This is a genomic window from Corynebacterium frankenforstense, from assembly GCF_030211955.1.
In the GTDB taxonomy this organism is placed as follows: Bacteria; Actinomycetota; Actinomycetes; order Mycobacteriales; family Mycobacteriaceae; genus Corynebacterium; species Corynebacterium frankenforstense_A.
The window spans coordinates 56383-68023 of sequence record NZ_JASODI010000014.1; the positions used below are offsets into that span (position 1 = coordinate 56383).

12 protein-coding genes are annotated in these 11641 nt (G+C 72.5%); 4 read left to right on the forward strand and 8 right to left on the reverse strand.

Annotated features, from left to right (window positions below):
• Position 1: 1 nt before the first annotated feature.
• Genes QP119_RS08325 through QP119_RS08335 form a run of 3 tightly spaced genes read right to left on the reverse strand, consistent with a single transcriptional unit; the run spans position 2 to position 3170 of the window.
• Entirely contained in the window at positions 2 to 1525 is a 1524-nt protein-coding gene (locus QP119_RS08325; protein ID WP_284775218.1) for a DAK2 domain-containing protein, read from the reverse strand.
• 11 nt (positions 1526 to 1536) lie between these two features.
• Positions 1537 to 2196 carry a uracil-DNA glycosylase gene (locus QP119_RS08330; protein WP_284775220.1) on the reverse strand — a complete coding sequence of 220 codons (660 nt, stop codon included), beginning with the start codon at positions 2194 to 2196 and terminating at the stop codon, positions 1537 to 1539.
• Between the two features lie 5 nt (positions 2197 to 2201).
• Positions 2202 to 3170 carry a thiamine-phosphate kinase gene (locus QP119_RS08335; RefSeq protein ID WP_284775222.1) on the reverse strand — a complete coding sequence of 323 codons (969 nt, stop codon included), beginning with the start codon at positions 3168 to 3170 and terminating at the stop codon, positions 2202 to 2204.
• A gap of 56 nt (positions 3171 to 3226) precedes the next feature.
• On the opposite strand from QP119_RS08335, the gene QP119_RS08340 reads away from it, so the two are divergent.
• Positions 3227 to 4087, forward strand: a complete 861-nt coding sequence (locus QP119_RS08340) for a DUF3515 domain-containing protein (protein ID WP_284775223.1) — start codon at positions 3227 to 3229, stop codon at positions 4085 to 4087.
• Positions 4088 to 4174: 87 nt separating this feature from the next.
• On the opposite strand, the gene QP119_RS08345 is transcribed toward QP119_RS08340, so the two are convergent.
• Together QP119_RS08345 and QP119_RS08350 are read right to left on the reverse strand one after the other, a co-directional pair.
• A complete protein-coding gene (locus QP119_RS08345; protein ID WP_284775225.1) occupies positions 4175 to 5236 on the reverse strand; it encodes a D-alanine--D-alanine ligase family protein in 1062 nt (353 codons plus the stop codon).
• Between the two features lie 2 nt (positions 5237 to 5238).
• Positions 5239 to 6237 carry an NAD(P)H-dependent glycerol-3-phosphate dehydrogenase gene (locus tag QP119_RS08350; protein WP_284775227.1) on the reverse strand — a complete coding sequence of 333 codons (999 nt, stop codon included), beginning with the start codon at positions 6235 to 6237 and terminating at the stop codon, positions 5239 to 5241.
• A gap of 133 nt (positions 6238 to 6370) precedes the next feature.
• On the opposite strand from QP119_RS08350, the gene QP119_RS08355 reads away from it, so the two are divergent.
• Positions 6371 to 7384 carry an NUDIX hydrolase gene (locus tag QP119_RS08355; protein WP_284775229.1) on the forward strand — a complete coding sequence of 338 codons (1014 nt, stop codon included), beginning with the start codon at positions 6371 to 6373 and terminating at the stop codon, positions 7382 to 7384.
• Positions 7385 to 7432: 48 nt separating this feature from the next.
• Positions 7433 to 7819 (forward strand): hypothetical protein, encoded by a 387-nt coding sequence (locus tag QP119_RS08360; protein ID WP_284775231.1) that lies wholly within the window; start codon positions 7433 to 7435, stop codon positions 7817 to 7819.
• Positions 7820 to 7852: 33 nt separating this feature from the next.
• On the opposite strand, the gene QP119_RS08365 is transcribed toward QP119_RS08360, so the two are convergent.
• The 3 genes from QP119_RS08365 to leuC are packed head-to-tail and all read right to left on the reverse strand — an operon-like array spanning position 7853 to position 10726.
• Complete coding sequence (locus QP119_RS08365) at positions 7853 to 8677, reverse strand: PhzF family phenazine biosynthesis protein (RefSeq protein WP_284775233.1); 825 nt, start codon at positions 8675 to 8677, stop codon at positions 7853 to 7855.
• A 7-nt stretch (positions 8678 to 8684) separates the two neighbouring features.
• On the reverse strand, positions 8685 to 9275 hold the full coding sequence (leuD, locus tag QP119_RS08370) for a 3-isopropylmalate dehydratase small subunit (protein WP_284775236.1): 591 nt from the start codon (positions 9273 to 9275) through the stop codon (positions 8685 to 8687).
• A 32-nt stretch (positions 9276 to 9307) separates the two neighbouring features.
• On the reverse strand, positions 9308 to 10726 hold the full coding sequence (gene leuC / locus QP119_RS08375) for a 3-isopropylmalate dehydratase large subunit (protein ID WP_284775237.1): 1419 nt from the start codon (positions 10724 to 10726) through the stop codon (positions 9308 to 9310).
• 112 nt (positions 10727 to 10838) lie between these two features.
• Between leuC and QP119_RS08380 the strand changes: the two genes are divergently transcribed.
• A complete protein-coding gene (locus tag QP119_RS08380) occupies positions 10839 to 11549 on the forward strand; it encodes an IclR family transcriptional regulator (RefSeq protein WP_284775240.1) in 711 nt (236 codons plus the stop codon).
• Positions 11550 to 11641: the final 92 nt, after the last annotated feature.

An 11641-nucleotide genomic window follows, 5' to 3' on the forward strand; every position in this document is an offset into this window, starting at 1 on the left:
GTCACTCCACGCCGATCTCGACCAGCTCGTCGATGTCGCCGGCCGGGAAGGCCATCACGTCGACGCCGAGGCGCTCGGCGAGCTCCAGCTCGTCGAGATCGACGGACTCGTGCAGCAGCAGGCTGACCTGCTCGCCGCCGGCGGAGAGCAGGCGGCGGCAGGTGGACTCGACGGCCTCTGCGACGTCCTCGGCCACGGCGGTGACGGTCTCGCCCTCGAGGACGAGGACGTCGTCGCGGGCGCAGGGCCCGGCCGGGGTCAGGCGGGCGGACTCGGCGCGCACGAGCACGGCGGTGCGCATGCCGGCGGCGGCCTCCTGCATGACGTAGGCGGACACGCCGACCGGCTGGCCGGGGTCGTGGACCGCGAGCGCGGCGATGCCGGAGAGCAGCCGGGCCGTGGGCAGCAGGGTGATCTCCTGCTCGAAGGCGTGGCCGGCGCGCTCGACGGAGACGAGCTCGCGGTGGTTGAGCAGCCCGTTGGGCAGCAGGATGACCTCGTCGGCGCCGCTGGTGCGCACGGTGCGCGCGATCGCGGAGACGATGTCGTCGTCGCCCTCGGGCGCCGGCGGGGTGACCACGGCGGCGCCGGCCTCGCGGTAGAGATCGGCCACGGGGCCTGCCGGGGTGACGGCGATGACGGCGCGGCGCGGGGCCTGGGTCTGCTCGGGCAGCACCTCCAGGCGCAGCGCGGTGACGGTGCCGGCGGCGAAGAGGGCCTCGATGACGGAGCCCGCGGCACGGGTGTGGATGTGCACCCCGGCGGCGTGATCGCCGTCGCGGGCGAGCACGAGGCTGTCGCCCATCGCGGCCAGGCGCTCCTCGAGCGCATCGAGGTCGGTGCCGGAGATGTGGCACATGACCTCCAGGTAGGCGGGCCGGCCGTGCGACTCGGGCGCGGACACCTCGGGGGCCTCGGCGCCGGCGAGCTCCTCGGCCAGCGACTCCAGCAGGATGACGAAGCCGCGCCCGCCGGCGTCGACGACGCCGGCGTCGCGCAGCGCCTTCAACTGCGACGGCGTCTGCGCAAGGGCCGTTCGGGCGGCCGCGACGGCGGCCCGCACGACGTCGGCAAGCTCTGTCTGCTCCGCGGCGGCGATGCCGGCGGCGCGCAGCACGGTGATCACGGTGCCCTCGACGGGCTCGGAGATCGCGCGGTCGACGAGCACGAGGGCGATGCGCAGGGCCTCGGCCACGGCGGTGCCGTCGAGTTCGCCGCGTCCGGCGGCCTCGGCGATGCCGCGCAGCACCTGGGAGAGCACGAGCCCGGAGTTGCCGCGCGCGCCCTTGACGGCCCCGGTGGCCAGGGCGGCGGCCACGGCGGGGGCGGCGGCGTGCTCGTCGAGCTTCTCGGCCTCCTCGAGGGCGGCGCTCATGGTGTGCGCCATGTTCGAGCCGGTGTCGGCGTCGGGGACGGGGAAGACGTTGAGCTCGTTGATCTCCCGCCGCCTGCTGGCCAGTTCCGCCACCGCGCGACGGGACCAGCGCAGCAGCGTCTCGCCGTCGAGGCGTGCGGGGGCGGTCATGGATCCCAACCTTACAGCCGCCAGTCGACGGGTTGGCCGCCCTGGTCGACGAGGAGCTGGTTGGCGCGGCTGAATGGGCGCGAGCCGAAGAAGCCGCGGTGAGCGGACAGCGGCGAGGGGTGCGGGGACTCCACCCGCGGGGTGTCACCGAGGAAGCGCGCGCAGCTCTGCGCGTCGCGGCCCCACAGGATGGCCACCAGCGGCAGGCCGCGGCCTGCCAGCGCCCGGATGGCGGTCTCGGTGACCTCCTCCCAGCCCTTGCCGCGGTGCGAGGCGGGCTTGCGCGGCTGCACGGTCAGCACGCGGTTGAACAGCGCCACGCCCTGGCGCGACCAGGCGGTCAGGTCGCCGTCCTCGGGGCGGTCGATCCCGAGGTCGTCGTGGAGCTCGGTGAAGATGTTGGCCAGGGAGCGCGGCAGCGGGCGCACGCCGGGCTGGGTGGAGAACGACAGCCCCATGGCGTGCCCTGGCGTCGGGTAGGGGTCCTGGCCGACGATGAGGACCTTGACCTCGTCGAAGGGGTACTGGAAGGCGCGCAGCACGTCGGTCCCGGCCGGCAGGTAGCCGCGCCCGGCGGCGTTCTCCGCGCGCAGGAACTTGCCGATCTCGTGGACTCGGTCCTCGACGTCGGCGAGGACGGGCTGCCAGGAGGGGTGGACGGGAAGACTCATGGTCTCTAGAAGCTTACCCAGCCGCCGGAGTGGGCGGGCCGCTCTCCCCCGACGGTGACACCGGAGCCCTTGGTCACCCGGCCGACGACGCGGAAGCCGCTGGGGGCGGGCCCGGCGGTGGTGGCCAGGATGGTGTGGTCCTCACCGCCGGTGAGCACCCACTCCCAGGGGTCGGTGCCGGTCAGCTCGCCGGCGCGGATCATGTCCGCGTCCGGAGCGATGGCGTCACTGTCAAGGTCGATGGCCACCCCGGAGGCGGCGGCCAGCGTGGTCAGGTCCACGATCAGGCCGTCGGAGTTGTCGGTGGCCGCGGTCGCGCCGGTGGAACGCGCGATCATGCCGCGGGTCGGGTCGATGCGCGGGCTGGTGTGTGCGTCGCGGAGCACCTCGAGGCCTTTCGGCACCTCGCGGCCGTAGCGCTCGAGCAGGGCGAGGCCCGCGGCGGAGTGGCCGATGCGGCCGGCGGCGACGAGCTGCTGGCCGGAGCGGGCGGCGTCCAGGGTCAGCGCGGGCAGGCTGCCGCCGAGCGAGCCGATGGCCGTCACGGAGACGGTCAGCTGTTCGCCGGCGACGATGTCGCCGCCGACGAGGTCCGCGGAAAACTCGACGACGCGCTCGCCGATGCCGTGGGCGAGTGCGCGCAGGAAGCTGACCGGGGTGTTGGTCGGGGCGGCCACGGCGAGGACGGCGGCGACGGGGCGCGCACCCATGGCCTCGACGTCGGCGAAGTTCTGGATGATCGCCTTGCCGCCGATCTCCTCCGGGGTGGACCACTCGAGGCGGAAGTGGCGGCCCTCGACGGCCATGTCCGTGGTGACCACCGTGCGCGAGTTCGGCGGGGCGTTGAAGAGCACCGCGGCGTCGTCGCCGTTGAACTCCGAGGGCGCCTGGGCGACGATCTCCCGGATCACCGCCTTCTCCCCCAGCTCGGCGACGGTCGGTCCCGTGAAACGGGCGGGGAAGGTGGTGGCCACGGTCTCAATTCCTCCTAAAGTTGGACCCGGGAGGCAAACCGCTAGACTGGTTGCCCATGGGCGACACGAACCAATTTAGCCGCACACCTGTCTACGCGGCCCTGGTACTGGCGGTCGTTCTCGTCGTCGGCGTGCTCATCGGAGCCCGCGTCGTCTTCGAACGCGCAGGTGACCAGCCGGTCGCGCTGCCGGACCTGCCCGCCGAGCAGGCCGACTCCCCCGAGTGCACGGGGCTGATCGAGGACCTTCCGGAATCCCTGGGCGACTACGACCGCGCCGAGCTGGCCGAGCCGGCCCCGGCGGGCGCGGCCGCCTGGTCGAAGACCTCCACCGAGCGCGTCACGCTGCGCTGCGGTGTCGACGCTCCCGCGCAGTGGACCGAGGGCGCAGAGACCGAGGAGACCGGCGGCGTCGAGTGGCTGCCGGTCACCGACCCGGACACGGACCTGACCACCTGGTACTCGGTGGACCGCTCCGCGGTCGTGGCCGTCACCGCCGAGGGCTTCGACCCGACGGCGGACCTCGCCGAGACCGTCGCCGCGCTGCCGGCCGGTGCGGTGGAGAAGAACCCCCTGCCGCTGGCCGATGTGGTTACCCCGGAGGCCGAGGGCTGCGAGAAGGTGCTCGCCGCGCTGCCCGACGAGATGGGCGACTACCGCCGCGTCGAGGCCGAGGCCCCGCGGGCCCACTGGGCCGCGCGTGGGCTGCCGCCGGTGGTGGCCGTCTGCGGTGTGGCCATGCCGGAGTCCTACGCGCCGGGCGGGCAGGTCACCGAGATCAACGGCGTCAACTGGTTCTCCGAGGGCGACACGCTCTACGCGCTGGGCCTGGACAAGGTCGTCGCGGTCTCCACTCCCCCGGCCGGCGCCGACGGCGTGCTGGTCGCCCTGAGCGACGCGCTCAAGGCGGCCGGGTAGATCGGGCTACTGGACCAGACACGCTTGAAGGGGCCGCGCCGGTGGCGCGGCCCCTTTACTCTGCCTCGGTGGCTGAGGCGGTGTCCCTCAAGCGCGGGCGGTCTCGATCAGCGTGGCCAACAGGTCGGCGTACCCGACGCCGACGGCGCGGAAGACCTGCGGGTACATCGAGATCGGCGTGAAGCCGGGCATCGTGTTGACCTCGTTGAGCACCGGGCCGTTCTCGGTGACGAAGAAGTCCACGCGCGCCAGGCCCGAGCACTCCAGGGCCGTGAAGGCCGTCACGGCCATCTCGCGCAGGCGCTCGGTGGTCTCCTCGCCGATCTGGGCGGGGATCTCGGCGTGCACGACGTCGTCGAGGTACTTCGCGTCGAAGTCGTAGAAGCCCTCGTCGGAGTCCTCGGTGCCGGTCAGCCTGGCCGGCACGGAGGCGACGACGGTGCCGTCGGGGCGCTCGAGCACGCCGACCTCGACCTCGGCGCCGACGGTCTCGGCCTCGACGAGGACCTTGTCGTCGTCGGCGAAGGCCTCCTCGAGGGCGGCGTCCAGGTCGGCCCAGTCGGTCACCCGCGACACCCCGATCGAGGAGCCGCCGCGGGAGGGCTTGACGAAGACGGGCAGGCCCAGTTCCTCGCGGTCCTCATCCGAGAGCGTCTGGCCGGCGGCGAGCACGGTGCCCGCGGAGACCGGCAGTCCGGCGGCGGAGAGCACCTTCTTGGTGAACTCCTTGTCCATGCCGCAGGCGGAGGCCAGCACGCCCGGGCCGACGTAGGGCACGCCGGAGAGCTCGAAGAGGCCCTGCATGGTGCCGTCCTCGCCGAAGACGCCGTGCAGCACGGGGAAGACGACGTCGACGTCGGCGTAGCGGCGCCCGTCGAGGAAGGTCAGCTGGCCGGCGCGCTCGGGGTTGACGGCGAGGACGACCTCCTCGCCGTCGGTGACCTCGGGCAGCTCGCCGTCGTGGGCCTTGAGCGCCTCCGGGTCCCGGGTGCCGGCGACCCACTTGCCGGAGCGGGTGATGCCCACGGGGACCACCTCGAAGCGCTCGGGGTCGAGGTGGGACATGATCGCCCCGGCGGAGATGCAGGAGATGTTGTGCTCGGTGGAGCGGCCGCCGTAGAGCACGGCGACGGTGGTGGTCTGGCTCAAGTTCACTCTGCTTTCTTGGAGCGCCCCATCAGGGCGGTGATCATGTCGCGCACGTCCATGCCGCGGTGGCACACGGCGAAGACGGCCTGCGTGATGGGCATCTCGACGCCGCGGGTGCCCGCCAGCTCGAAGATCGAGCGCGACGAGATCACCCCCTCGGCGACCTGCCCGTGGGTGGCCTTGGTGGCCTCGGCCAGGGTGCCGCCCTCGCCGAGGCGGGCGCCGAAGCTGCGGTTCCTCGACAGGTCCGAGGTGCAGGTGGCCACCAGGTCGCCGAGGCCGGCGAGCCCGGAGAAGGTCCGCGCGTCGGCGCCGAGGGCCACGCCCAGGCGGGTGATCTCCGCGATGCCGCGGGTGATCACGGTGGCCAGGGTGTTCTGGCCCAGCCCGCGGCCGGCGGCGATGCCGCAGGCCAGGGCGATGACGTTCTTGCACGCGCCGCCGATCTCGCAGCCGGTGACGTCGGTGTTGGTGTAGGGCCGCAGGTACCCGGTGGCCACGGCGGCCTGGACGAACTTCGCCCGCGTCTCGTCGGCGCAGGCGATGACGGTGGCCGCGGGCTGCTCCTCGGCGATTTCGCGGGCCAGGTTCGGGCCCGTGAGCACGGCGATGCGCTCGCGCGGCACCTCGCCGGCCTCCTCGACGACCTGGCTCATCAGCAGGTAGGTGTCGGACTCGACGCCCTTGGAGATGGTGACCACGGTCGCGTCGGAGGGGATCGCGTCGCGCCAGCGCGAGAGGTTCTCGCGCAGCGTCTGGCTGGGCACGCCGAGCACCACGATGTCCGCGCCCTCGAGCGCGGCGGCGTCGTCGCTGCCGGCCGTGACGGCCTCGGGCAGACGGATGCCGGGCAGGTAGTCCGGGTTCTCGTGGGTCTCGGTGATCGCGCGGGCGAGCTCGTCGCGGCGCGCCCACAGGCGCACGGTGTTGCCCGCGTCGGCGAAGACCTTCGCCAGGGTGGTCCCCCAGGAACCCGCCCCCATCACGGCGACGTTGACCACGGCCGCCTCCTTTCCGTCGGTTCGCTCTCCAGCTGTCGCAGGACCGCCAAAATGAATAGCGGTGCGGATCGCTTCCCCAGCATAACGGTCACCGACGCGCGCGTGCGGGGCCGGGCGGGGTAGAAATAGGTACATGGCACTGCACGAAGAGGACAAGGACTCCGCCGCCGAACTGCTCGTCGACGGCAGGTACCAGCGCATCCCGCGCGACCCCGCCAAGCATTTCAAGCGGGCCACGCTCGCCGCCGGCGCGGTGCTCTACCGTCGGCGCGCCGACGCCGCCGAGGACGCCACCGGCGCCGACGCCTGGGAGACCGCCGTGGTGCACCGCCCCCACTACGACGACTGGTCGCTGCCCAAGGGCAAGGTCGACCCGGGCGAGGCCATGCCGACCACCGCGCACCGCGAGATCCTCGAGGAGACGGGCCTGGAGCCCCGCCTGGAAAAGCTCGTGGGCACGGTGACCTACCCGGTCGGCGACCGCACCAAGGTCGTCTACTACTGGACGGCCTCGGTGGTCTCCGGCGAGTTCACCGCCAACAACGAGGTCGACGAGCTGCGCTGGCTGCCCTTCGACGAGGCCGCCGAGCTGCTCAGCTACGCGGTGGACCGCAGGGTGCTGGAGAAGGCGCTCAAGCGCATCGCCGCCGGGGTGGACACCCGCGTGCTCTACGTGCGCCACGCCCGCGCGCACCAGCGCCGCAACTGGGCCGGCGACGACTTCAAGCGCCCGCTGGACAAGAAGGGCCGCCGCCAGTCCGAGATGCTCATCCCGGCGCTGCTGCCCTTCCACCCCACCGCCGTCTACTCCGCAGAGCCGGACCGCTGCCGGCAGACCGCCGCGCCGCTGGCCGACGAGCTCGGCGTGGACGTCATCGTCGACCGCGCCTTCGGCGACGAGGGCTGGCTGGAGAACATGACCGGCGCGCAGAAGGCGTTCACCGACGTCGTCGCGCGGGGCGGGGTGCCCGTCATCGTCGGCCAGGGCCTGATCATCCCGGACATGATCGCCTGGCTCTCGGCCAACGGCACGCTGCCGCTGGACTCCGACGCGGAGTCGAAGAAGGCCAGCTGCTGGGTACTCTCCTTCGCCGACGGCCGCCTGGTCGGCGCCGACTACCTGGCGAGCCCCCTGCCCGCCAAGTAGCCTCGGGCGCCAGCCCTCCGAAGCCGTCGACCTCCGGGAGGCCCCGACATGCCCAGGAAGATCCTCAGCGCGCTGACCGCGCTCGCCGCCCTCGGGGTCTGGGTGCTCATCATGAACCTCGCCGTCGTGCGAGTCCTGATGTTTTCCTCGGTCCCCCTCGGCCTTCTCACCGCGCTCAGCTCGATCCCCGCGCTGCGCGAGCCCGGGCGACGTACCTCCTCGGGCGTGGTCTCCCTGGTCGCGGGCCTGGTGGTCGCGGCCTCCGCGGTCTCCTTCATCACGGCGGCCCCGACCACCATCAACATCACGGGCATGGCGGGCATGGTCCTCGGCGGGATCGCGCTCGGGATCGCCGCCTTCCTGCCCGAGCGCCGCTCTGCCCCGGGCGGGGACGGCAGTGGCGCAGCGGGCGGCGACGACGCCGGCGGGGACTAACCCGCCCGGGTCGGGGCGTCGGAAATCTCTTCTCTAAACCCGCAGCGTGCCGCGCACGCGGGTGCGCACGCGCCCGCCGACCCAGATGGCGGTGCCGTCGTCGGTGAGGCACACCTCGCCGGCGCGGCCGACGTGGGCGCCCTGGGCGGCGGTGAAGCGCAACGGTGCGAGGCCGCGGGCGCGCAGCCACTGGGCCGCGGCCCCGTTGAGGCTGCCGGTGACCGGGTCCTCGAAGTTCGGGGTGAAGGCGCGCACCCGGTAGAGTGGCGCGTCTTCGCCGGTCAGGGCGATGAACCCGACCTTGGGGCCGCCGGGGCCGGGGTGGACCAGCGAATCGAGGCGGGCCGGGTCGGCGAGCTGGATGAGCCGCCAGCCCGGGCCGTTGTCGCCCCAGGCGTGCGCGGCGATCTCGTCTCGCGCCAGTCCGAAGGCGGCCGTGACCTGCTCCAGCTCGGCGTCGTCGAGGGGCCTGGTGCGCCGCAGCGGCGGGGTGGCGAAGGCCAGCTCGTCGGTGCCGGTGCGCACCTCGACCAGGCCGGCGCCGCACTCCTGGACCACCGTGCCGGGGCGCGCCGGAGTGCCGCCGAGCTCCAGCCAGGCGGCCGCGGTGCCGAGTGTGGGGTGCCCGGCGAAGGGAAACTCCTCGGTGGGCGTGAAGATGCGCACCCGGTAGTCCGCACCCGGCTCGCGGGGCTCGAGCAGGAACGTCGTCTCCGAGAAGTTGGTCCAGGCGGCGATGCGCGCCATCTCGGCGTCGCTCAAGGCTACGGCGCCGGCGACCACGCCGACCGGGTTGCCGGTGAAGGCCCCGGTGGCGAAGACGTCGAGCTCGAGGTAGTCCAGTCGCCTGTCGGTCACCGGGCGATCAGAGCACCGCGGGCTTGAAGGACGGGCGCGCGGCCTCGAAGGCGGCGATCTTGTCCTCCTGGCGCAGAGTCAGGCCGATGTCGTCGAGGCCCTCCATCAGGCGCCAGCGGGTGTAGTCGTCGACGTCGAAGGGGTAGACGCGCTCACCGGCGGTGACGGTGCGGTCCTCCAAGTTGACCGTCAGCTTCAGGCCCGGCTCCTGCTCCATCTGCTTCCACAGCAGCTCGACGTCGGTCTCCTCCATGATCCCGGCGAGCAAGCCGGACTTGCCGGCGTTGCCGCGGAAGATGTCGGCGAAACGCGGGGAGAACACGGCGCGGAAGCCGTAGTCCTTCAGGGCCCACACGGCGTGCTCGCGCGAGGAGCCGGTGCCGAAGTCGGGGCCGGCGACGAGCACGGAGCCGTTGGCGTAGGTCTCCTGGTTGAGCACGAAGTCGGGGTCGTTCTTGCGCCAGCTGGCGAAGAGCCCGTCCTCGAAGCCGGTGCGCGCGACGCGCTTGAGGTAGACGGCGGGGATGATCTGGTCGGTGTCGACGTTCGAGGCGTGCAGCGGCACGCCGACGCCGGCGTGGGTGGTGAACTTCTCCATGGTTATCTCTCCCTGGGTTCTCGGCGTGCGGTCTACAGGTCTGCGGGGGCGGCCAGGTGGCCGGCCACGGCGGTGGCGGCGGCGACCAGCGGGCTGACCAGGTGGGTGCGCCCGCCGGGACCCTGGCGGCCCTCGAAGTTGCGGTTGGACGTCGAGGCGGAGCGCTCGCCGGGGGCCAGCTGGTCCGGGTTCATGCCCAGGCACATCGAACAGCCGGCGGTGCGCCACTCCGCACCCGCGGCGCGGAAGACCTCGTCGAGGCCCTCCTCCTCGGCCTGGCGCTTGACCTCGGCCGAGGAGGGCACGACCAGCATCCGGGTGTTGGGGTTGATGTGGCGCCCGCGCAGCACGCCGGCGGCCAGGCGCAGGTCCTCCATGCGGGCGTTGGTGCAGCTGCCCAGGAAGACGGTGTCGATGGCGATGTCGCGCAGCGGGGTGCCCGGTGTCAGGTCCATGTACTTCAGGGCCTTGGCAGCGGCGGCCTTGGCGGCGTCGGTGATGAAGTCCTCCGGGTCCGGGACCCTCGAGCCCAGCGGCAGGCCCTGGCCGGGGTTGGTGCCCCAGGTGACGTAGGGGGTCAGGGCGTCGCCGTCGATGTGCACGACGGTGTCGAACTCGGCGCCCTCGTCGGTGGGCAGGGTCTTCCAGTAGGCCACGGCGGCGTCCCAGTCGGCGCCCTTCGGGGCGAACTCACGGCCCTCCAGGTAGTCGAAGGTGGTCTGGTCCGGGGCGATCATGCCGGCACGCGCGCCGGCCTCGATGGACATGTTGCAGATGGTCATCCGCGCCTCCATCGACAGCTTGCGGATCGCCTCGCCGCGGTACTCGATGATGTGGCCCTGGCCGCCGCCGGTGCCGATCTTGGCGATGATCGCCAGGATGATGTCCTTGGCGGTCACCCCCTCGCGCAGGGTGCCGGAGACCTCGACGGCCATGGTCTTGAAGGGCTTCAGGCTCAGCGTCTGGGTGGCCATGACGTGCTCGACCTCGGAGGTGCCGATGCCCATGCCGATGGAGCCGAAGGCACCGTGGGTCGAGGTGTGCGAGTCGCCGCACACGATGGTCATGCCGGGCTGGGTCGCGCCGGACTGCGGGCCGACGGTGTGCACGATGCCCTGCTTGACGTCGCCCATCGGGTACAGGCGCACGCCAAACTCCTCGCAGTTCTTGCGCAGGGTGGCCACCTGGGTGCGCGAGGTCAGGTCCTTGATGTCCAGCAGGTTGCCGCCGACCACACCGACGGTGGGCACGTTGTGGTCCTCGGTGGCCAGGTGCAGGTCGGGCCGGCGCAGCGTGCGCCCGCTCATGCGCAGCCCCTCGAAGGCCTGCGGGCTGGTGACCTCGTGGAGGAGCTGGAGATCGATGTAGATCAAATCGGGCTCGCCGTCCGCCCCGGGGGCGACGACGTGATCATGCCAGACCTTCTCGGCCAGCGTCAGCTTGTCGCTCATGTCCTCACACGCTTTCTCTCTCACCAGACGGGAAACTGCAGGTGGCCTCCGGTGATCCGAGACCTACGCCACAAGCGGAAAGTTCCGCTAAATGAGATGCTAGTATCGTGGCATGGGACAATTCAACTCATCCGGGATCAAGGTCCTCGATCGCGCGGTCGCCATCCTGACGTCCGTCTCGCGCGAACCGCGCACGCTCGCCGAACTGTGCGACGACACCGGACTGCCGCGGGCCACGGCCCACCGCCTGGCCACCGCGCTGGAGACGCACCGCCTCCTCGGCCGCGCCGGCGACGGGCGCTGGATGCCCGGCCCGATGCTCGAGCAGCTGGCCACGGGGCGCGACGAACTTATCGACGCCGCCGAACCCGTCATGGACCAGCTCAAGGACGCCACCAACGAGTCCGTCCAGCTCTACCGGCTCACCGGCACCACCCGCACCTGCGTGGCGGCCCGCGAGCCGGAGGCGGGGCTGCAGAACACGGTACCCGTGGGCACGCGCATGCCGCTAACCGCCGGCTCGGCCGCCCGCGTCTTCGTCGCCTACGGGGACGACGAGCTGCGCGAGCGCGTGCTACCCGAGGCCGAGTTCAGCGAGGCGGACCTCGAGGAGGTGCGCCGCCGCGGCTGGGCCGAGTCGGTCTCCGAGCGCGAGGTGGGGCTGGCCAGCCTCTCCTCCCCCGTCTTCGACGCCGAGGGCGAGCCGGTGGCCGTGATCTCGCTGTCCGGCGTGGCCGAGCGCCTCAAGCCCTCGCCCGGGGCGCTGTGGGCCGACGAGATCCTCGAGGCCGCCGCGGAGCTCAGCCGCAGCCTGCGGCGCTGATGCGCTAAAGCGTCGGGCCGGCCCTCCCCCGACGACCGCGCCCGGCCGCCACACCCCCAGCAAAAAGGCGCCGCCCGGACCCGAAGTGGTTC

Bases quoted from the DNA above. Each gene is read 5' to 3' on its own strand.
- QP119_RS08325 (WP_284775218.1), bottom strand. From the start codon at position 1,525: ATGACCGCCCCCGCACGCCTCGACGGCGAGACGCTGCTGCGCTGGTCC.
- QP119_RS08340 (WP_284775223.1), top strand. From the start codon at position 3,227: ATGGGCGACACGAACCAATTTAGCCGCACACCTGTCTACGCGGCCCTG.
- QP119_RS08355 (WP_284775229.1), top strand. From the start codon at position 6,371: ATGGCACTGCACGAAGAGGACAAGGACTCCGCCGCCGAACTGCTCGTC.
- QP119_RS08330 (WP_284775220.1), bottom strand. From the start codon at position 2,196: ATGAGTCTTCCCGTCCACCCCTCCTGGCAGCCCGTCCTCGCCGACGTC.
- QP119_RS08360 (WP_284775231.1), top strand. From the start codon at position 7,433: ATGCCCAGGAAGATCCTCAGCGCGCTGACCGCGCTCGCCGCCCTCGGG.
- QP119_RS08380 (WP_284775240.1), top strand. From the start codon at position 10,839: ATGGGACAATTCAACTCATCCGGGATCAAGGTCCTCGATCGCGCGGTC.
- leuD (WP_284775236.1), bottom strand. From the start codon at position 9,275: ATGGAGAAGTTCACCACCCACGCCGGCGTCGGCGTGCCGCTGCACGCC.
- leuC (WP_284775237.1), bottom strand. From the start codon at position 10,726: ATGAGCGACAAGCTGACGCTGGCCGAGAAGGTCTGGCATGATCACGTC.